We start from the raw sequence: 20,886 nt of genomic DNA on the forward strand, positions 1-20,886 counted from the left end.
AAGCCAATTTTTAAAATACTAGTATGCATTATTGCTTAAAATTTAAATGGTTATTATAATCCCATAAATATAAAAAACTATAATATAAAATAATTATGAAAAATTTGATGATTATTTATAAATAACATAATATTTTAAAATAAAGTAATCATTGCACTTTCTTATATTTATTATTTCAAATATAAGTAATTTTTTGCATTATGTTCCTTTTGCAATGAATTTTCCTTGAAATGCTTTCTTTAAGAAAATAGATAGACCTTTGAGAGGGGGTTCGGGAAAGGAAACACCGCTATGCGTTTGTTCATGTCATTAACAGCCCTAGCCGTTTTGGCGACAACGCCTTCTTTGGCGTCACCGGCCTCTTCTATTCATACAAAATGGGAAGAACACAAAGCAGATCGGGCATTGGATCATCTCTCAATCGATGGCCAATATGCTATGGTTGATATTTTACAGGCGAAGCATATTCTGGATTCAGGTCAGACAACAGCGGCGCTACCTATGTTACGTAGTGCAACAAAGCGGCTTACCGCAGCAGGCAGCGCACGTAAAAAATTCATAGCGGCAGAAAATGATCTACATCCTGCCCCACAACATCCGCTTTCTGCATCGCACAGTCCAGCCGCATCTCCCGTTACTTGGGTACCTGTGGGCGGTGAATTCTTTATAGGTGAGACTCTGGCACCTGAAAAACAACAGGCTGTGACAACGGCAAATAATCAGTTAAAAGCAGGGAAAAACCAACAGGCTGTGCAGACAATGCGGGTCATTGGAGAGGAAACGGATTTTGTCGTCGCTCTCGCCCCGCTGGATCAAACGGAAAAGGCGGTAAGCCAAGCAACACTATTGGCAAAAGGTAAACAGGCCCAAAAGGCTTCTCAGGCCCTTGACCAAGTGATTGATAGCCTCGTTTTTGTTTCTGATGATGATGTGGAAAAGGCTCTACCTACCTCAAACCACAAACCAGCCACCCGCACGCATAAAGCCGGATAAAGGCAATAAGGCTTTAAGTTTTAGATGAATATAGCCTTCTGAATAGGGGGCTATATTCCAAAACTAGAGTGTAATTTTCAAAAAATGAAAAAAATTCGGAAAGGGATAGCGATTTATGCGTTTCATTTAAAGAACGCTTGATCAGAAGCCTTATCTTTTATGACTTTTGGTCAACAGGAGCGGTAATCCTTTAAGCATAAAGGACTGCGGTTTTCAGTTTAATAAGACAGATAGGGTAATATCTGTCTTAGAAATTATAAGGAGCATTCCCATGCCTGTTGATGCCAAATATCATGCTACAGCTATTGCCACGGGTGGCCGCGATGGCCGTTCACGGACAAAAGACGGCTCATTAGATGTCAAATTGACTATCCCAAAAGAGCTTGGAGGTCCAGGCGGCGAAGGCAATAATCCTGAACAGCTTTTTGCAGCGGGCTATTCCGCCTGTTTCCTAGGCGCGATGAAAGCGGTAGCCCCTAAATTGAAATTAACGGTACCTTCCGATGCAACGGTTGAAGCTACTATTGGCATTGGCCCCCGTTCAGAAGGCGGTTTCGGCATTACTGCCGATTTAGCGATCCATCTGCCGGGGGTTCCCAAAGAAGACGCCCAAAAACTGGTAGAGGCTGCCCATCAGGTATGCCCTTACTCTAATGCAACCCGCAATAATGTTAATGTGGGTTTGAAAATCGTCTAATAGGACGATTTATCCTAATTTTTTATGGATTTATCGGGCTTTCGGTGCCTATTCCCCGTTATGTGGGGTGGCGCCGGAGGTTGTCTTACGCTAGAAGAGGATGAGCGTTTCCCAAACGCTTATTTATGTCCACTTAAATCGGAAGATATGATCCCTTGGCCAGCGTACCGCCGTCCATAGACAATAACGACATTTCGCCTGTTTCAATTATTGATGAAATGAAGTCGAGTTATCTCGACTATGCTATGTCTGTCATTGTATCCCGTGCCTTACCTGATGTTCGTGACGGTTTAAAGCCTGTTCACAGACGTATTCTATTTGCGTCACAAGAAGGCGGTTTTATTCCGGGACGCCCCTATCGTAAATCGGCGAAAATCGTCGGTGAAGTGATGGGTAATTTCCATCCTCATGGTGATTCTGCTATTTATATGGCATTAGCCCGTCTGACGCAGGACTGGTCGATGCGTGTACCTCTGATCGATGGTCAGGGTAATTTCGGTTCTATGGACCCCGATGCACCGGCAGCGATGCGTTATACCGAGGCGCGACTTTCACCCGCTGCTATGATGCTATTAGCGGATATAGATCGTGATACTGTCAATTTTTCACCTAATTATGACGGTTCGCGCGAGGAGCCACAGGTATTACCTGCCCGTTTTCCTAATCTGTTAGTCAATGGTGCAGGCGGTATTGCGGTAGGTATGGCAACCAATATTCCGCCCCATAATTTAGGGGAAGTTTTGGCAGCCTGTCGGGCTTATATTGCTGATCCAGCAATTTCAGTAGATGATCTTATCCGTTTTGTGCCTGGGCCTGATTTTCCTACAGGTGGTATTATTTTAGGGCATAGCGGTGCTCGTTCTGCTTATCAGACGGGTCGTGGTTCTGTCATTATCCGTTCACGGTATAAAATCGAAGAAAAGCGGGGTGATCGGCGCTCTATTGTTCTGACTGAAATTCCTTATCAGGTAGGTAAAAGCGCCCTTGTTGAAAAGATTGCCGAGGCAGCAAAAGATAAACGAATTGAAGGTGTTAGCGACATTCGCGATGAGTCCAATCGTGAAGGGGTTCGGGTTGTTATCGACCTAAAACGGGATGCGACCCCGGATGTTGTTTTAAATCAGTTGTGGCGTCATACTCCTGCCCAAAGTAGCTTTCCGGCGAACATGCTAGCTTTAAATGGCGGCCGTCCTGAAACGCTGTCATTAAAAGATATTATTGCTGCTTTTGTGCAGTTCCGCGAAGAAGTTATCACTCGTCGTTCAAAATACGACCTCTTTAAAGCCCGAGAACGCGCCCATTCCTTATTAGGTATGGTTATCGCAGTTACTAATCTTGATGAAGTCGTACGCATTATTCGGGCTGCGCCTACAGCCGCCGAGGCGCATAGCGAACTTTTAGCGCGCCATTGGCCAGCCTCTGAAATCACGCCCTATATCAAATTGGTTGAAGCGGTAGAAACGCTTGAAGATATTAGTGAATATACGCTGTCGGAAGCGCAAGTTGATGCCATTTTAGCCTTACGGCTTAGCCGTCTTACGGCGATGGGACGCGATCAGATCGGGGAAGATCTGAAAAAACTGGCTATTTCCATCAGCGAATTACTGGAAGTGCTTCGGAATCGTGAACGTCTTTATGAGATAATGCTAGAAGAGCTTGATGAGGTAGAGGCACAATTTGCGACCCCAAGACGTACTGAAATTGTGGCAGCCAGTGATGCTATTGAAGATGAAGACCTGATCGAGCGCGAAGAAATGGTCGTCACGGTTACGCTTGGCGGTTATATCAAGCGTACGCCGCTCGATACTTTCCGCACCCAAAATCGGGGCGGTAAAGGTCGTTCAGGGATGGCTACCAAAGATGAAGATGCGGTCACCAACATCTTTGTAACGTGCACCCATACGCCGGTTCTCTTCTTTTCCAATCATGGCAAGGTGTATCGTCTAAAAGTGTGGCGATTGCCCGAGGGTGCGCCGCAGGCACGGGGTCGCCCTATGGTTAATCTCTTACCTTTAGCCGAAGGCGAAGTTATTTCGACAGTATTGCCGTTACCTGAAGATGAATCCGAATGGGGTAATCTTCACGTTTTGTTTGCAACAGCAAAAGGAAGTGTACGGCGTAATTCCATGGATTCATTTACCAATGTCCCCAGCAATGGTAAATTTGCTATCCGTTTCGAAGAAGACACGCCAGATCGCCTTATCGGGGTAACCTTACTATCCGAATATGACGATGTACTTCTTGCTACTCGATCTGGTAAAGCTATTCGCTTTGCAGCCACTGATGTGCGGGTATTTCAAAGCCGAACCTCTACAGGTGTGCGCGGTATTACCTTAAAGAATGATGATGAGGTTATTTCACTTTCAACCTTACGTAGCTTTGAAGCTACAACGGAAGATCGTGATAAATATCTTCGTTCTGCTGCATGGAAGAATGAACCCGCCGAACCAGAATTGTTAGAAGATCAGATGAAGGCGTTTGCGGAAGCTGAAGATTTTATTCTGACGGTTACAGCCAATGGCTATGGTAAGCGCACCTCTTCTCATGAATACCGACGCAGCAATCGTGGTGGGCAAGGTATTACGAACATCGAAACTTCGGAACGTAACGGTCACGTGGTCGCCAGCTTTCCTGCTGATGACAGTCATCAGTTAATGCTGGTTACCGATCAGGCAAAAGTCATTCGGACAACCGTTACTGACATTCGTATTGCGGGTCGTAATACGCAAGGTGTTACTATCTTTAATGTGGCGGATGGTGAAAAGGTTGTTTCAGCAGCGCGTATCAATGATGATAATACTGAAGAAAACGAAGAAGAAAGCCCTTCTGTGACAGAAGAAGCCTGATAATTAGGTTTCCTCTTTATCTTTTGGGTTTATTTTCTCAATCCTGACATTGAATGAATGGTAATAATGCGTCCTGTAACTATTATTGGTGGTGGTCTGGCGGGTTCCGAAGCGGCATGGCAACTAGCCTCGCGCGGGGTGCCGGTTCGACTTTATGAAATGCGTGGGCTGGAAAAAACACCGGCTCACAGTTCCGATAAATTAGCCGAATTAGTGTGCTCTAATAGCTTCCGATCGGATGACCCCAATAGTAACGCCGTCGGTGTCTTACATGCTGAAATGCGTCAGATGGGTTCTCTCATCATAACTATGGCTGATCGTCATCGTGTGCCTGCGGGTTCTGCGCTAGCGGTAGATCGGGATCACTTTGCAGAAGCCGTTACAGAAGCCCTCACCAGCCATCCTTTAATCGAAATCTCTCGGGAAAGAGTTGACCACTTATCCCAAGAAATAAATCCAGAGGATACGACTATTGTTGCCTCTGGTCCCTTAACAGCATCCACGCTCGCAGAATCAATTGCTGACCTTACGGGCCGCGATGCCTTATCCTTTTTCGATGCGATTGCCCCTATTGTCCATCGCGAAACCATTGATATGGACATCGCTTGGTTTCAATCTCGTTGGAATAAAGGCGATGGTCATGATTACATCAACTGTCCCTTTAACAAGGATGAATATCTTGCTTTTCACGCGGCTTTGTTAGCGGGTGAAAAAGGCGATTTTCGCGAGTGGGAAAAAGATACCCCTTATTTTGAAGGGTGTATGCCCGTCGAAGTCATGGCTGAACGCGGTATCGATACACTCCGTTATGGGCCGATGAAGCCTGTTGGTCTTGACGATCCTCGTACCGGACGCTGGCCTTATGCTGTTGTGCAGTTAAGGCAAGATAATGCCCTCGCAACGCTTTGGAATATGGTTGGATTTCAAACCAAGCTAAAATACGCTGAACAAGTACGTGTTTTCCGTATGATCCCCGGATTGGAAAAGGCTGAATTTGCGCGTCTTGGGGGTATGCACCGTAATAGCTTTATTCGTTCCCCTGTCTTATTGGATACGCATCTGCGTTTAAAAAGCCGCCCCGACGTCCGTTTTGCGGGCCAGATTACAGGCTGCGAAGGCTATATTGAATCGGCTAGTATCGGTCTTCTGGCGGGCATTTTTACAGCCGCTGATAAATTACAACAGTCGATAACGCCCCCACCGGCTTCAACAGCCCTTGGTGCTTTATTAGGACATATCACTCAAAATGCGGATCCTGACCATTATCAGCCGATGAATATCAATTTTGGGCTGTTTCCGCCCATTGAAGAAAAGCATCCCAAAAAACAGCGCAAATCCATGATGGCTGAACGTGCCCGTCAAGCGTTAGAAGCATGGAAAAAAGAAGAGCCTTTCTTGAAAGAGAAAGTTTGATTTTTCCGTGTAGGCGCCCTTAGCGCTGAAATAATATATTAAATTTCGGCATCGTTAACAGGCAAAAAGCCTGAAATTAGCGCGCATCACTCAATATTATTCTGCTTACCTTTAGTCATTTTAGGCATAGTTATTGGTATTCATTCAATAATTATACCTTAAATTGTGTTGTCAAATTTAAAGAGCAGCCCAATCATGGCGCTTTTAATTAGCTATTTTTCTACTTTATAAGCTATTTTTTGATTAAATATTTCGTATAAGCTTAAGATATTTTATCTAATTAAATATTATTTAATTATTAAAAGAGGCATAAATCTTCTTAAGAAGACAAAAGTCTTTTGCTAGCAATTATCCTATAAACTTAAATTTATAAAAATTTCTCAATCTTTCTTGATTATAATGTCTGAAATGCCTTGTCATAAAATTTAGTTTTTATGTAACATTTTAGAAATAAATTAAATATTATATACATTGTTTTACAATTTATAAGGCTAAATTATAAAGTTTACATTTATAATTTTTGGGGAAAAATATAAATATTATGATCAATATTTAATTTTTTTGGAGAAAACCCGCTATTTTATTTTACAATACTATGTTACAAAATTGTCTGACAACGACAGTATTCTAGTATAATAATAGTACAAAAAGTAAGGATCAGGCATCCTCCGAATATATTCTATCGGCGAATGATATTGCTGAATGAGATAGGTCGTATTAAAGCCGTTTCCAGTCTAAACCGTCTATCGAAATAAAAACCTTTAGTGAAATATAAGACAGCGGTGGATTCTTCGAATATTTTTTCGGTGTAATCCGTAAAAGCGATAAGAAAAGCTTTGATGTAAAGTTGTAAAAATCAAAGTTATCTCTTTTGGCTTTACGGGCAGTAAGGAAGAAAATGCTACTATGACGGATAATATCTCGTCTTCAGACAATACAGAGGCAACTTCATCCCCGAATACCGTCGATAAAGCCTCTCTCTCTAAAAATACCCCTGATATGACGCGTCGTGCTCTTATGGGTGGTGGTATGGGACTGGCAGCTGCAGGGGCTTTGGCTAGCGGATTGTCAGCTTCAAAAGCACAAGCAGCCCTTCCCCCGGAAGTTAATCAGGTTCCATTGACCCCAGCTGGTCGACCAATACCTTATGCTATTCGTCCGATGCCAGAAGATCGCCGTTTCGGTTATGCGATCGTTGGTCTGGGTAAATATGCCCTTAACCAGATTCTGCCAGGTTTTGCCGGATGTCAGCATTCTCGCATTGAAGCTTTAGTCAGTGGTAACGCTGGCAAGGCCAAGATGGTCGCTGCTGAATATGGTGTTGATCCCCGTAAAATCTACAATTACGACAACTTTGACAAGATTGCTAATGATCCCAAGATCGATGCTGTCTATATCATCCTGCCAAATTCGCTTCACGCTGAATTTGCTGTTCGGGCTTTCAAAGCCGGTAAGCATGTAATGTGTGAAAAGCCGATGGCGACCTCAGTTGCTGATTGTCAGCGTATGATTGCAGCCGGTAAAGCTGCTAATAAAAAGCTGATGATTGGCTATCGGTGCCATTATGATCCAATGAATCGCGCTGCGGTTCAGTTGATCCGTGATAACCAGCTGGGTAAACTCGGCATGGTAACCACCGATAACTCAGACGTTATGGATCCTAATGATCCGGCTCAGCAGTGGCGTCTGCGTCACGCGCTTGCAGGCGGTGGCTCCATGATGGACATTGGTATTTATGGCCTGAATGGTACGCGTTACCTGTTAGGTGAAGAACCGATCGAAGTACGGGCAACGATCTATAGTGATCCTAATGACGATCGCTTCCGTGAAGTTGAAGATCGTATCATGTGGCAGATGCGCTTTAGAAGTGGTGCGCTGGCTCATGGTGCATCCTCTTATTCAACTACCACGACTTCACGCTTTTCAGTTCAAGGTGACAAAGCGGTATTGTTGATGGATCCAGCAACTGGTTATTACCAGAATCTGATTTCTGTTCAGACGCCAGGCCATGCTAACCAGTCTATGATGCCACAGTTCATCATGCCGGCTAACAATCAGTTCTCTGCTCAGCTGGATCACCTTGCCGAGGCGGTGCTTAATAATACCGCCGTCCGTAGCCCGGGTGAAGAAGGTATGCAGGACGTTCGCCTTATCATGGCATTTTACGAAGCTGCCCGCACGGGTCGCCCTGTTAATACTGACTGGGGCTATGTCCGCCAGGGTGGTTATTGATTTTTTCTCTAGAGAGAAACGATCAGAAGAAAATCCTTCTATAGTCTGGGTTATAAACCCTGCACATTATAGAATATTTTGCACGTCGCCGATTATCATCGGCGGCGTGTTTTTATTACCCCTGCGCTTTCTTAATAAGATTAAGCATTCTTTTCCCTGTTATCGTTCTTATAAAAACAGATCCGCTTTAGACATAGTTTGTTAATTTATTCCAATCCTGTAAAAGCACCAAGCGGATAGCCGGGGGATAAGAATGCCAGAAGTCATCATAACAGCGTTATTGCCTATTATAACGACTTTGATGTTGGGTTTTTTTGCTGGCTGGCGTCAGGATTTTAATGCCAAGCAAGCGGCTATCTTTAATAAGATGGTATTACGCTATGCGCTTCCTATGACTTTATTTGCGGGCATTTTATCCATGCCTAAAACGCAGATTTTTTCATCAGGGCCTGTTGTCATTCTATTATTACTAGGCATGGGAGGAGGGTACGGCATTACTTTTCTGATAGCTCGTTATTTAGGGCGATGTCCTGTTAATGAATCCGCATTATGTGCTTTATCCGTGGGTGCCCCTGCGGTACCTTTTGTTGGCATTTCCGTTTTAGGCCATCTTTTTGGCTCTTCCAGTATATTATTGATTTCTATCTGTAGTTTGATGATGAACATCGTTCAGGTGCCAATTACCGTCATGCTTTTATCTTCAACTGCAACAGCCGATACCGAAAACACATCCCCTCACCCGTCTTCTTTTTTTCAGCATATTATCCACGCTTTTACAGAACCTATCGTTATCGCGCCTATTGCCGCCATTCTGTTTGTTTTTTGTTCAATCCCTTTACCAGAAGCGCTTAAATCTTCTTTAATGCTATTAGGAAAAGCAAGCGGTGGTGTTGCATTATTCTCTTCTGGAATTATTTTGTTTTCACATAAAGTAACTTTAAACTTTAAAGTGATAACATTGGTGGTATCAAAAAATATTGTTATGCCTCTAGCGATATGGAGTATCGCTTTTTTAAGTAAAATACCGCACGCTAATATTGCTCAGACTACTATTACTATGGCTATTCCAAGCGCTGCCATCACGACTATGCTTGCTATTCGCTATGGTTCATCTGAACGAGACATGGCCTCGACGTTATTTTTTAGTACAATTTTCTCTATTATCACTATGGGAGGATTTATTCTTCTAATTACTCTATAAATAGATGTAAGAGAGGCCGGCTTTTTGGAATCGGAAAGTATCAAAAAAAAGGTCGTTTTTTTATGTCTGATGCACAGTCTACGGTGGCAAAGCTCTTAGTGCAATGCCTAGAAGCCGAAGGCGTTGAGTATGTTTTTGGAATTCCAGGCGAAGAAAATATTCGTCTGATTGATGCAATGGCTGGTTCAACTATCCGTTTCATTTTGGTGCGCCATGAACAAGGGGCGTCTTTTATGGCGGATATGTATGGACGGCTTACAGGAAAAGCGGGTGTTTGTACCGCAACCTTGGGGCCTGGCGCGATTAACCTTTTACTAGGCGTTGCGGATGCTCAAACGGATAGTACACCGGTAGTAGCGATCAGTGCCCAAGTTGGATTAAACCGTATTTATAAAGAGTCACATCAGTATATTGACTTACAGGCCATGTTTGCGCCTGTCACGAAATGGTCGGATACAATTTTGACGCCGGCTTCTGTGCCTGAAATGATGCGAAAAGCCTTTGATCTGGCACAGCGTGAACGTCCAGGGGCTGTCTATCTTGCAGTGCCTCAGGATTTAGAAGAATCGGCTGTTTCAGAGACCTTGAAGCCGATTACGGTTCATCCTGTTCACAAAACTGCCCCAGATGCCGATCAGGTAGCCGCCGCTATTGCGTTGATTCAAAAAGCAAAACAACCTATTATTCTGGCAGGACATGGGGTTGCCCGTAATCATGCGTCTAAACAGTTGGTCGCTTTATCGGAACTTTTAGATATACCCGTTGCCACAACTTTCATGGCAAAAGGCGTTATTCCAGATCGTCATCCCAATGCGTTGGGTGTCGCCGGTTTTATGCGGCGTGACTATGAAAATTTTGCCTTTGATGCGGCAGATGTCATTCTATCCGTCGGCTATGAATTACAGGAGTTTGCGCCTTCTAAAATCAATCCAGCGCATGATAAAAAAATCATTCATATTCATCATTTTGCTGAAGATATTGATGCCGCCTATCCCGTAGATATTGCGATCGAGGCGGACATTGATAAATCGTTAGAAGCGTTGATTGAAGGTCTGAAAAAGGTCAAATTACCCCAATTCAACAATCATGCAAAAATCAAGCAGATTAAAAAAGAAGAATTGGAAGGAAATGCCCACGACCAAAGCTTCCCGATGAAGCCACAGCGGATTATTTCAGATATTCGCAGGGCTATGGAGGATGATGACATCGTGCTTGCGGATACCGGTGCCATCAAAATGTGGATGGCACGCCTTTATCCCGCTCAAAAGCCGCAAACCTGTCTTATCTCTAATGGTCTTTCGACTATGGCCTTTGCGCTTCCGGGTGCTTTGGCGGCTAAGTTAGCCTGCCCAGAACGCAAAATACTGGCCGTTATGGGCGATGGATCTTTTCTGATGAATTCTCAGGAAATTGAAACCGCTATCCGTGAAAAAATTCCGTTAGTTGTTTTGGTCTGGGTTGATGATGCCTATGGCCTCATCAAATGGAAAATGGATCTGGAAATGAAGCGGCATCGGGATGTTGATTTCACTAATCCTGATTTCGTGCAATATGCGGAAAGTTTTGGTGCCAAAGGGTATCAGATCGAAAAAGCGGATGATCTGTTGCCAACAATTGAAAAAGCCTTAGCGGATGAAGGCGTTTCTATTATTGCGTGCCCTGTTGATTATTCAGAAAATAATAAACTGACCGATAAATTAGGTGAATTAACCATTACAATTTAATGGTCTAATTTATCCTCAACAAATAGAAAAGCACAGGATATTTTTAAATATCCTGTGCTTTTGATTTCTGGTTATGGCGTAATAAAGAATAAATTGCGGGTATTACCAACATGGATAATAAAGGTGCCGTCACCATACCGCCAATCATCGGGGCGGCAATGCGACGCATAACCTCGGAACCGGTGCCACTTCCCCACATGATAGGCAATAATCCCGCCATAATAGTTGCAACTGTCATGACTTTGGGGCGCACTCTTAGCACGGCCCCTTCATGGATGGCTTGGTGGATTTTTTCATCCGTTAAAGCGCCCTCCTCTTTCTGATATTTTGCAACTGCCTGATTAAGATAGAGTACCATAATAATGCCAAATTCTGCGGCCACCCCTGCCAAGGCAATAAAACCCACTGCTGCGGCTACTGATAGATTATAACCCAATATATAAAGAAGCCATACCCCCCCAATCAAGGCAAAGGGCAAACTACCCATGATCATCAAGGCATCTCGAACACGGCTGAAGGTCATATAAAGTAGTAAAAAAATAATCGCCAAAGTAAAAGGTAACACAATTTTAAGTCGTGCAGTGGCGCGTTCCATATATTCGAACTGACCTGACCAGCTGAGAGAAATGCCTTGCGGTAGTTTTACTTGCTGATCTACCGCTTTTTGCATATCAATAACGGCTGACTTTAAATCCCTCCCCCGCAAATCAACATATACCCAATCCGAGAGACGCGCATTCTCGCTTTTTAACATAGGCGGCCCTTCGGCTACCGTTACAGAGGCTAGTTCAGAAAGACTAATCTGCGCCCCACTCTCGGCTACAACGGGCAAATCACGGATGGCCTGAACGGAATCCCGTAATTCTCTTGGATAACGAACATTGATAGGATAGCGCTCTCGCCCTTCAATGGTTTCACCAATATTTTCGCCCCCGATGAGCGTGGCCACTAATGACTGTAATTCTTGGACGGATACGCCATAGCGCGCCGCCTTTTTCCTATCGATATTAATATCAATATAACGGCCACCGGTTAAACGTTCTGCTAAAGAAGACGTCACACCGGGGACATGCCTTACAGCCCGCTCGATCTGTTCAGCAACAGATTCAATCTGATTAATGTCATTACCATTCACCTTGATTCCAACGGGTGTTTTGATACCCGTTGAAAGCATATCAAGACGATTACGAATAGGGGGTACCCAGACATTGGCGATACCTGGAATTTTAACGGTATTATCCAGTTCTTTGACAAGTTTATCCATCGTCATACCCGCCCGCCATTGCGCTTTGGGCTTAAAACGGATGGTAGTTTCCAACATCGTCATCGGTGCAGAATCGGTGGCCGTTTCTGCGCGTCCAGCCTTACCAAATACGGTCTCTACTTCGGGAATGGTTTTTATGAGCCTGTCCGTTTGCTGTAACAGTGTGGTTGCACTCTGTACGGAAATTCCCGGTAAGGCTGTCGGCATATAAAGTAAGTCGCCTTCATCAAGCGAAGGCATAAACTCGCTACCTAATCTTGCGAGGGGATAAGCGGTCACCGCCAATAGTAACGCCGCCATAAGCAGAATGCTTTTCGGCTTTTTCAAAACAAAGGCTAAAATAGGTTCATAACCGGCAATCAACCAGCGATTAAGGGGATTAGCCTTTTCATCAGGAATATTGCCCCGAATAAAATAGCCCATCAAAACCGGAACAAGCGTAATACCCAAGCCTGCCGATACGGCCATTGCATAGGTTTTGGTAAAGGCCAGCGGCGAAAACATTCGCCCTTCTTGCGCTTCAAGTGAAAAAACAGGCACAAAAGAAAGCGTAATAATAGCTAAACTACTGAACAGTGCGGGGCCGACTTCAAGCGCAGCGATTTCGGATATATGCCAGTAATCAGCGGGAGAAGGCTGGATATTCGGATGGTTATGTTTCCACTGTTCCAAAACTTTATGCATATTCTCTATCATAACAATGGCCGCATCGACCATAGCGCCAATAGCGATAGCGATACCGCCTAAAGACATGATATTGGCATTTACCCCTTGATAGCGCATGATAATAAAAGCGCCCAAAATACCCAATGGTAGGGTAATAATAGCGACAAGCGCTGACCGCAGATGAAAGAGAAATAAAGAACAAATAACTGTAACAACAATAAATTCTTCAATTAATTTATGGGATAAATTATCAACAGCATGATTAATCAGTTGTGACCTGTCATAAACAGGTATTATTTCGACTCCAGCAGGTAAAGTTTTCTTTATCTGGTTAATTTTTTCTTTAACGGCATTGATAGTTTGAAGGGCATTCTTACCGTAACGCATGACAATAATACCGCCTGCGACCTCACCTTCTCCATCTAATTCTGCAACATTACGCCGCATTTCGGGGCCTATCCGTAAAGTCGCAACGTCAGAAAGAAGGACAGGAATAGCGGATCGAACGGTAATGACTGTATTTTGAAAGTCTTCTAAATTTTTGAGATAGCCCGAGGTCCGCACCATATATTCGGCCTCTCCCATCTCAATGACCGAGCCGCCGCCTTCCTGATTGGCCTTTTTAAGAGCTGTTATGACCGCTTCATGCGTTATATTTAAAGCACGCAAACGATCAGGATGGAGAACAACCTGATATTGTTTGACCATGCCGCCTACACTGGCCACTTCTGAAACATCGGCGACCGTTTTTAATTCATATCGTAGCACCCAATCTTGTAAGGCACGTAAATCAGCCAGACTATGGCGTCCTGTCCGGTCAACCAAAGCATATTCATACACCCATCCGACCCCTGTTGCATCAGGGCCCAAGCTCGCTTTTGCTTCGGTGGGAAGGCTAGACTGAATTTGGCTAAGATATTCTAATACCCGTGATCGAGCCCAATAAAGATCGGTCTTATCTTCGAATAAAACATAGACATAAGAATCGCCGAACATCGAATAGCCCCGCACGGTCTTGGCACCCGGCACGGAAAGCATCGTTGTCGTCAAGGGATAGGTAACCTGATCTTCAACGGTACGAGGCGACTTTCCAGGATAGCTGGTGCGGACAATAACTTGAACATCGGAAAGATCTGGTAAAGCGTCTAGGGCGGTATCTTTTAAATTCCAAAATCCCAAGACTGCTAACAGGACAGCCATCAGGATAATGAGAAGTCTGTTTTTTAAAGACCAACGGATAACAGCCGCGATCATGCGCCACCGGCCTTCATAGAGGCCATAGGATCAGAAGAATTCATCAGCATAAGATCAATAATACGCGCCCCACTATCATTCAGGATAAAACGGAACATTACTGTTTTTCCAACTGTAATATCTGAAGGAAGGCCTTTTTCAGGCAGCATAAAATCCATCGTCATCGCAGGCCATTTTAAAGCCGGTATAGCCTTATGCGATAAGGTTATAGTTTTGTGGCTAATCGCCTTCACTATCCCCTCCCCTGAATAGACAGGCTGTTGCTGATTTTGTTTTTTCTGATCACTTTCGTTTTTATTATGATTTTGATCTGTTTTTTTATCACCTGCCATTTGCGGTAAAGCACTGCGTAAATTAGCTTCTGAATCAATCAGGAATTGTCCTGAGGTCACAACAGACTGACCTTCAGACAGACCTTCTTTAATCTCCACCCAGCCATTCTGACGGAGACCGGCGACAACCTCGACCGGCTTAAAATATCCCTGCCCCTGTGAGACCAGAACAATATTTTTACTGCCGGTCAGAATAAGCGCTTCTTCAGGAATGGCGAGAACCGCTTTAGGGGTTATTGCTTTCGTCAATCTGACATTAACATACATGCCAGGCTTTAATTGGAAGGACGGATTATCAAGGATAACCCGCGCTTGTAAGGTTCGTGTTTCAATATCCAAGTTAGGCAGCAATTCACTGACTTTACCGTAGAAATTTTTTCCCGGCCAACTGCTGCTAGTGGCGATAATGGCGCTGTTTGGCGTCAAATAGGCCGCCTGTGATTCTGGATAACTGATAACAATCCAGACAGGATTGAGACTGGCTAATTCAAATAAAGGTTGAGAGAAGCTAACCTGCGCCCCTTCTTGTATATTAAGCTTACTGACATACCCGCTTTTTGTTGCCCGCAGCATAATGCGACTTTGCGGTTTATGGGTCGTTTCAACCGTTCTTATTATAGCTTCAGGCATGAACTGTAATTGCAGCCGCTGTCTTGCTGCCGCCGTTAATGACGGATCACCCAATTTTGTTATTGCAAGATATTCTTGTTGTGCGGCAGTCCATTCAGGAATCCATAACAAGGCCAAAGCTTGATGGACTGTGACGAATTGATCGGGGGCTTTTACAAATAGTTTTTCGACAATGCCATTGGCACTAGCGGGTATAGTCTCCTTACTTCTTTCATCCGTCGTAACCGTGCCATAGGCATCCATCTGATATTGCAAGGATTTAAACTGAACAGCTTGCGTTTTGACGCCAAGATTTTGTTGTTGGCGTGCACTAATAGCTATGCCATCCGCCTCCCCTGCTTCATCCGCATAGCGAGGCAATAAATCCATATCCATAAAAGGCGATTTACCGGGTTTATCAAAGCGTTGTTCCGGTTTCATCGGATCGTACCAATATAATATTTTACGCGCTTTATCGCTATCCGAAGCGGCTATTTTGGGGCTGGATTCTGTGGCAGAATGATGTTTGCCGCCGGCAACATATCCCAGACCACTAGCGGCCATCACGGCTAGAATAACAAGGGATAGCTGAAAAGCACGGCTCATCCTAAATATCCTGCGGAATAAGATATCGGATAGCCGCCCATATCTTGGCGACATCTTTTTCCGCATTACCAGCCTCAATCTCACTATCCAGCAACTGACGACGTGCTTCTAAAATAGCAGATAAATTGGATTTTCCGGCTTGGAATTGGGCTTCCATCAAAGTAACTTTTTGATGTTGCAAAGGCAGAATTTCATCCGTCTGTCTTTTCCATCGCGCATAAGCGGCATTATATTCCGCAACAAGGGTATGAATTTGGGCCGTGTGATCCCGCATTAACAGGGTTATCTGATCATTCGCAGCCATCATGCGGGCAAGATCAGCTTCATGGTCTTTATCTTGTCGATGGGACTGAAGAATAGGTAAACCGACCGTAAACATGATACCGGCCATATCTTCATAGCCATTTCGTTTAGCATAGTAGAGTTCGACCCCGACATCAGGAATAGCGGCGACTGCAGATTGGGCAGAGCGCGCTTTGGCGACATCGGCGGTTCTATTCGCTTCAATAATTTCTGGATGATGGGAAACCCCATATGCCAGAGTTCTTTCATTGGAAGGTAAATGATTAAAAGAAGGCAAGGCACCTGCGATAGAGTCGATATCTTTACCTGTCAGTTCTGCTAAACGGGCTTTAGCAATCAGCATATCTCTCTCGGCATTGGTCACTTTATCCTGCATGGCTGACAGCGTAATTTTTATATCCAGCACATCACTGGCAAGAGTGCGTCCAGTTGCAACCCCAACCTTCTGTAAGTCGATTTGCTTGGTCGTTTCAGCGACTAAATTTTCGGCAGATTTAAGAATTTTCTCCGATAGGGCCAAGTCCAGCCATGCTTGTGCGGCTTCTCTTTGTATTCTGCCACGGATGACATCATTATCTGATTCTGTTTGTCTTGCCTGTGCCAGAAACGAATCCGACTGTCTCGCGCGCTTTTTTCGGCTAATATAATCTTGCATAAAACCGACCCGTTCCATCGTCATTTCGTTACGGGTAAAACGGCCATTATTGGGGCCCTCAACAGGCACATTATCAATGCCAAATCTTAATTTCGGATCGGGCAACTGCATGGCCGAATCGGCCTGATTATGTAAGGCATGGATTTCATGATTATTGGCAGATAAGGCCGCTGAATATTTTTCAGCAAAAGCAAGCGTCTGATCTAAACTATATTCAGTGGCAAAAGCAGACGTGGCTGTAAAAAAGAAAGTCCCAATGCCATAGGTCAGAGCCATGCTTATAACACGAGCAGTGATTAAAGATTTATATCCAGCCTGCCGCAATAGACACCTATATTATTTAGGAGAGATAGAGGTTATTTGATAACCCTCTGCTACTTGCTTGAATGAAAAACGGACATTTTGCCCTATTTTTAAAAGAGAAGCCTGTTTTTTATCGGCCAGCTTAAAAGACATAGTCATTGGTGGCCAACTTAATGCAGGAATCGCCGCATGGGCTATCGCTACTGTCGTTTTATCAAGCGCCTTGATGGTTCCTTGTGCGCTATAAATTGTTTCCGAAGTATTTTTACTATGGGTCCCATGTCCCATAGACATCCTATCCATATCAGTTTGTGCCAGAGCAGGCATAACCGGAACGGTTGCTATAAAAGATAAAAAAGCAACAGAATGAACTAATGGGCGCATCGTATATCTCCTAAACAGATAGGCTCAATTTATGGTTCAACGCCTTTTTCGTCTTGCCCCTTATGGTTATCAATGACGGCAAAATCTTCCATATTCAAGAAACCATCATGATTATGATCGGCCTGATCGAAACGATTCATGGCAGAAGCAGCATATTCATCAAAATTTAAAACACCATCCTGATTTTTATCCAATCGTTTAAAAGAACGTCTTCGTCCAGCCAGATACTCATCTCGACTTACTTTTTGATCATGGTCAAGATCATAATGTTCAAAATGTCGCTTGGATTTATCCGCAAGATAGGACTCTTTAGCCTTTTGTGCATAGATTCTTACCGGAGAAGCTGATTTCATCGATTCTGATATAAGGTCAGAAGCCCGGCCTGATCGGCTTACAAAAAAAACACCGACTGCTATTAAGATAGCTACACCGCTTATAATAAACGGTAATTTATTTTTCATAACCAACCTCCTACCATGACTTCTAAGAATGGTTTTTTTCGTAAAAACTGAAGTAATTTATAAAATTTTATTAATTTTAGAGATCTGTACAGATTATTTTTCAAAAATAGAAAAACTGTCCGAGAAACTAAAACACATTCCAAGCATTATAAAAAAAACGAGGCTATTTTGTGATATGCTAAAAATACTCTGTAGTATTTCTTCGTTTTTGATATTTTTTTCAGCTCTATGCGTAATTTTAGCTACAGATAAGGCATTATAATACCGAATCTGTTTTTATTTAGGGATAGAATATGGATATTTTCTCTGAAAGAATAGATATTCCTGCGGCCACTATATCTATCGATAGTTATATATTTTATCCTAAGAATAAAATTTCACAGCCGACATTATTACCCGCTATTATTTTGTTTACCGATATTCGCGGCCCGCGCTCCGTCTATGATGAGTTGGCTTCACGTCTTGCAGCACAAGGCTATTATGTGGTGATGCCCCATATTTACTATCGAGAGGGAACGGCTCCTGTGATTGATCCCACTATTCCGGTAGCGGAAGAACCCACCTTCACCAAACGTCGTGAGCTCGCTGCGACTTTAACAACAAAAGCACAGGAACAAGATTTTTCTTATATTATTGACTGGCTAGAGCATAATCCGCACGTAATACCCCATCACTATGGGGTCGTCGGCTATTGCATGACTGGGCCTTTTGCGCTTCGTTTAGCGGCGTTATATCCTGAACATATTGTCGCTGCGGCCGGTTTTCATGGGGCAAACTATGTTACCGGAGAAGCTGATTCAGTCGATCATCTCGTAAAAAAGATAAAAGGAGCCGTTTATCTTGGTCATGCAAAAGAAGATGCCTTAAACCCGCAATCTGCCATTGATCAGTTAGGTAAAGCGCTTGCAGAGGGACAGATAAATTATCAAAATATTATTTACGATGCAGGGCATGGATATACGATGCCGGATTCACCCGCCTTTGACCAAAAGGCTTCAGAAAAAGCCTTCAAAAATTTAGTCCAGTTTTTCGACCACTATTTAAAGGTTTGATTGAATGCACTTACCTAATCTAGGAATTTTAAAAAATGCCTGCTTCTGATTTAGATAATAAACAGGCGTTAGCGCGTATCGCCGATTATCCCATCGATCCAGTTTTTTTAAAACGCTGGTCGCCCTTATCTTTTACTTCTGAAAAAATTAGTGAGCAGACCCTTTTTTCCTTATTAGAAGCGGCGCGCTGGACGCCTTCTGCCTATAATTCACAGCCTTGGCGCTTTGTTTATGCGATGAGGGACACGGAATTCTGGCCACAGTTTATTGATTTGCTTTTTGAAGGCAATCGTAGCTGGGCATCGCAAGCCGCTGCTATTATTTTTATCATTTCACGCACGATCCTGAAATCGCCGAATAGTGACAAAGAGCAACATGCCCCAAGTCATAGTTTTGATGCCGGTGCGGCATGGATGGCTATGGCTTTACAGGCAACACAAATGGGACTGGCAACCCGACCGATGACAGGGGTTTACTTCGATAAAGCACGAGAAATGCTGAACGTTCCTGAATGTTATCATTTAGATGCCGCAATTGCGGTAGGACACCCCAGTCCAACCGCCCAATTAGAAGAATCACATTTCAAGAGGATGAAATTCTCGAATTTAAGACGCCCTATTCATGAAATGACAGGTGAAGGTTATTTCAAAATCAAGTAAGTATTTTAGCCTTAATAGATATAGTTTAGAGGCTTAAATTCTATCTTCTGTCATTTCCTATGCAAAAGCTTGCGCTCTTCTTATGCTTACGGCATGGCCTTTTTAAAGAGATATATAAAAGGAGTGCCCTATGCGTATTGCATTGTTGGCCGGAGATGGCATCGGCCCTGAAATTACAGCAGAAGCCGTTAAAATATTAAAAGCGGTTGTTGGTAGCGATATTGAATTTGACGAAGGCCTTATTGGTGGGGCGGCATGGAAAGTAACGGGTCACCCCTTACCAGAGGAAACTTTGAATTTATGTCGTAAGTCAGATGCTATTCTGTTTGGAGCAGTCGGTGATCCCGAATGTGATAATCTGGAACGTGCTTTGCGGCCTGAACAGGCTATTTTGGGCCTTAGAAAAGCATTAGATCTTTTTGCCAATCTGCGTCCTGCCAAACTGTTTCCTGAATTAGAGGCAGAGTCTCCTTTACGGACAGATATCGCATCAGGCACTGATCTTGTTATTGTGCGTGAATTAACAGGCGACGTTTATTTCGGTACGCCGCGGGGACAACGCAAGGATGATCAAGGCCGTCGGGAAGGCTTTGATACCATGCGCTATAATGAAGATGAAGTGAAACGCATCGCCCGCATTGGTTTTGAAACGGCCCGTGCGCGCAGCGGTCATCTTTGCTCAATCGACAAATCTAACGTACTGGAAACATCCCAGTTATGGCGGACAGTCGTTTTGGAAATTGCTGCCGAATATCCCGATGTTGATCTTAGCCATATGTATGTTGATAATGCGGCTATGCAGTTAGTGCGGGCACCTGATCAGTTTGATGTCATTGTCACCGGCAATCTGTTTGGAGACATTCTTTCCGATTTGGCCTCTGCCTGTGTTGGCTCTATTGGTCTGTTGCCTTCCGCTTCTTTGAATAGTGAAGGTAAAGGTCTTTATGAACCTATTCACGGTTCTGCCCCTGATATAGCGGGACAAGGTAAAGCTAATCCTCTCGCTACAATCTTATCGGGTGCCATGATGCTACGCTATACCCTGAAACGGGAAGAGGAAGCTGTGCGGATCGAAAAAGCCGTGGCGACTGCGCTTGCTAAGGGGGCACGTACTCAGGATCTAGGCGGTAAGCTTTCTACCTCGGAAATGGGCAATGCCGTTTTAGCAGCACTTTAATAATCAACATAAAAAGCGGCCTGATAATAGGCCGCTCTTACCCGCTTTCTTAATG

The 20,886-nt window shown here is 43.9% G+C and carries 15 protein-coding genes; 10 read left to right on the forward strand and 5 right to left on the reverse strand.

What is annotated here, in order from left to right; genetic code table 11:
* Positions 1 to 291: 291 nt before the first annotated feature.
* The 7 genes from ZYMOP_RS02785 (at position 292) to ZYMOP_RS02815 (ending at position 11,106) form a co-directional block, all read left to right on the forward strand.
* Positions 292 to 993 (forward strand): YfdX family protein, encoded by a 702-nt coding sequence (locus ZYMOP_RS02785; protein ID WP_013933840.1) that lies wholly within the window; start codon positions 292 to 294, stop codon positions 991 to 993.
* Between the two features lie 271 nt (positions 994 to 1,264).
* Positions 1,265 to 1,690 (forward strand): organic hydroperoxide resistance protein, encoded by a 426-nt coding sequence (locus ZYMOP_RS02790; RefSeq protein ID WP_013933841.1) that lies wholly within the window; start codon positions 1,265 to 1,267, stop codon positions 1,688 to 1,690.
* A gap of 155 nt (positions 1,691 to 1,845) precedes the next feature.
* Positions 1,846 to 4,536, forward strand: a complete 2,691-nt coding sequence (gene gyrA / locus ZYMOP_RS02795; protein WP_013933842.1) for a DNA gyrase subunit A — start codon at positions 1,846 to 1,848, stop codon at positions 4,534 to 4,536.
* Between the two features lie 66 nt (positions 4,537 to 4,602).
* Positions 4,603 to 5,949, forward strand: a complete 1,347-nt coding sequence (trmFO, locus tag ZYMOP_RS02800; protein ID WP_041581662.1) for a methylenetetrahydrofolate--tRNA-(uracil(54)-C(5))-methyltransferase (FADH(2)-oxidizing) TrmFO — start codon at positions 4,603 to 4,605, stop codon at positions 5,947 to 5,949.
* Between the two features lie 906 nt (positions 5,950 to 6,855).
* Positions 6,856 to 8,181 carry a Gfo/Idh/MocA family protein gene (locus ZYMOP_RS02805; RefSeq protein ID WP_013933844.1) on the forward strand — a complete coding sequence of 442 codons (1,326 nt, stop codon included), beginning with the start codon at positions 6,856 to 6,858 and terminating at the stop codon, positions 8,179 to 8,181.
* A 253-nt stretch (positions 8,182 to 8,434) separates the two neighbouring features.
* Positions 8,435 to 9,382, forward strand: a complete 948-nt coding sequence (locus tag ZYMOP_RS02810) for an AEC family transporter (RefSeq protein ID WP_013933845.1) — start codon at positions 8,435 to 8,437, stop codon at positions 9,380 to 9,382.
* 62 nt (positions 9,383 to 9,444) lie between these two features.
* Complete coding sequence (locus ZYMOP_RS02815; protein ID WP_013933846.1) at positions 9,445 to 11,106, forward strand: acetolactate synthase large subunit; 1,662 nt, start codon at positions 9,445 to 9,447, stop codon at positions 11,104 to 11,106.
* A 43-nt stretch (positions 11,107 to 11,149) separates the two neighbouring features.
* Here ZYMOP_RS02815 and ZYMOP_RS02820 read toward each other — a convergent pair whose 3' ends face one another.
* Genes ZYMOP_RS02820 through ZYMOP_RS02840 form a run of 5 tightly spaced genes read right to left on the reverse strand, consistent with a single transcriptional unit; the run spans position 11,150 to position 17,943 of the window.
* Positions 11,150 to 14,290: an efflux RND transporter permease subunit gene (locus ZYMOP_RS02820; RefSeq protein WP_013933847.1), complete on the reverse strand. Its 3,141-nt coding sequence runs from the start codon at positions 14,288 to 14,290 to the stop codon at positions 11,150 to 11,152.
* A complete protein-coding gene (locus ZYMOP_RS09635) occupies positions 14,287 to 15,837 on the reverse strand; it encodes an efflux RND transporter periplasmic adaptor subunit (RefSeq protein WP_013933848.1) in 1,551 nt (516 codons plus the stop codon). The genes ZYMOP_RS02820 and ZYMOP_RS09635 overlap by 4 nt, the downstream gene beginning before the upstream one ends.
* Position 15,838: 1 nt before the next feature.
* Positions 15,839 to 17,071 carry a TolC family protein gene (locus ZYMOP_RS02830; protein WP_049778861.1) on the reverse strand — a complete coding sequence of 411 codons (1,233 nt, stop codon included), beginning with the start codon at positions 17,069 to 17,071 and terminating at the stop codon, positions 15,839 to 15,841.
* A 60-nt stretch (positions 17,072 to 17,131) separates the two neighbouring features.
* Positions 17,132 to 17,482 carry a copper-binding protein gene (locus tag ZYMOP_RS02835; protein ID WP_013933850.1) on the reverse strand — a complete coding sequence of 117 codons (351 nt, stop codon included), beginning with the start codon at positions 17,480 to 17,482 and terminating at the stop codon, positions 17,132 to 17,134.
* Positions 17,483 to 17,511: 29 nt separating this feature from the next.
* Entirely contained in the window at positions 17,512 to 17,943 is a 432-nt protein-coding gene (locus ZYMOP_RS02840; protein WP_013933851.1) for an EF-hand domain-containing protein, read from the reverse strand.
* Positions 17,944 to 18,236: 293 nt separating this feature from the next.
* Here ZYMOP_RS02840 and ZYMOP_RS02845 point away from each other — a divergent pair, with 293 nt between their 5' ends.
* The 3 genes from ZYMOP_RS02845 to leuB all read left to right on the forward strand — a co-directional run bounded on the left by ZYMOP_RS02845 (position 18,237) and on the right by leuB (position 20,831).
* Positions 18,237 to 18,995 carry a dienelactone hydrolase family protein gene (locus ZYMOP_RS02845; protein ID WP_013933852.1) on the forward strand — a complete coding sequence of 253 codons (759 nt, stop codon included), beginning with the start codon at positions 18,237 to 18,239 and terminating at the stop codon, positions 18,993 to 18,995.
* A gap of 35 nt (positions 18,996 to 19,030) precedes the next feature.
* Positions 19,031 to 19,654 carry a nitroreductase family protein gene (locus tag ZYMOP_RS02850; RefSeq protein ID WP_013933853.1) on the forward strand — a complete coding sequence of 208 codons (624 nt, stop codon included), beginning with the start codon at positions 19,031 to 19,033 and terminating at the stop codon, positions 19,652 to 19,654.
* Between the two features lie 130 nt (positions 19,655 to 19,784).
* Positions 19,785 to 20,831 (forward strand): 3-isopropylmalate dehydrogenase, encoded by a 1,047-nt coding sequence (gene leuB, locus ZYMOP_RS02855; protein ID WP_013933854.1) that lies wholly within the window; start codon positions 19,785 to 19,787, stop codon positions 20,829 to 20,831.
* Positions 20,832 to 20,886: the final 55 nt, after the last annotated feature.

It is taken from the genome of Zymomonas mobilis subsp. pomaceae ATCC 29192 (assembly GCF_000218875.1).
Classification (GTDB): domain Bacteria; phylum Pseudomonadota; class Alphaproteobacteria; order Sphingomonadales; family Sphingomonadaceae; genus Zymomonas; species Zymomonas pomaceae.

Bases quoted from the DNA above. Each gene is read 5' to 3' on its own strand.
- ZYMOP_RS02850 (WP_013933853.1), top strand. From the start codon at position 19,031: ATGCCTGCTTCTGATTTAGATAATAAACAGGCGTTAGCGCGTATCGCC.
- ZYMOP_RS02820 (WP_013933847.1), bottom strand. From the start codon at position 14,290: ATGATCGCGGCTGTTATCCGTTGGTCTTTAAAAAACAGACTTCTCATT.
- leuB (WP_013933854.1), top strand. From the start codon at position 19,785: ATGCGTATTGCATTGTTGGCCGGAGATGGCATCGGCCCTGAAATTACA.
- ZYMOP_RS02810 (WP_013933845.1), top strand. From the start codon at position 8,435: ATGCCAGAAGTCATCATAACAGCGTTATTGCCTATTATAACGACTTTG.
- trmFO (WP_041581662.1), top strand. From the start codon at position 4,603: ATGCGTCCTGTAACTATTATTGGTGGTGGTCTGGCGGGTTCCGAAGCG.
- ZYMOP_RS02785 (WP_013933840.1), top strand. From the start codon at position 292: ATGCGTTTGTTCATGTCATTAACAGCCCTAGCCGTTTTGGCGACAACG.
- ZYMOP_RS02835 (WP_013933850.1), bottom strand. From the start codon at position 17,482: ATGCGCCCATTAGTTCATTCTGTTGCTTTTTTATCTTTTATAGCAACC.
- ZYMOP_RS02840 (WP_013933851.1), bottom strand. From the start codon at position 17,943: ATGAAAAATAAATTACCGTTTATTATAAGCGGTGTAGCTATCTTAATA.
- ZYMOP_RS02845 (WP_013933852.1), top strand. From the start codon at position 18,237: ATGGATATTTTCTCTGAAAGAATAGATATTCCTGCGGCCACTATATCT.
- ZYMOP_RS02815 (WP_013933846.1), top strand. From the start codon at position 9,445: ATGTCTGATGCACAGTCTACGGTGGCAAAGCTCTTAGTGCAATGCCTA.
- ZYMOP_RS02790 (WP_013933841.1), top strand. From the start codon at position 1,265: ATGCCTGTTGATGCCAAATATCATGCTACAGCTATTGCCACGGGTGGC.
- ZYMOP_RS02830 (WP_049778861.1), bottom strand. From the start codon at position 17,071: ATGGCTCTGACCTATGGCATTGGGACTTTCTTTTTTACAGCCACGTCT.
- ZYMOP_RS02805 (WP_013933844.1), top strand. From the start codon at position 6,856: ATGACGGATAATATCTCGTCTTCAGACAATACAGAGGCAACTTCATCC.
- ZYMOP_RS09635 (WP_013933848.1), bottom strand. From the start codon at position 15,837: ATGAGCCGTGCTTTTCAGCTATCCCTTGTTATTCTAGCCGTGATGGCC.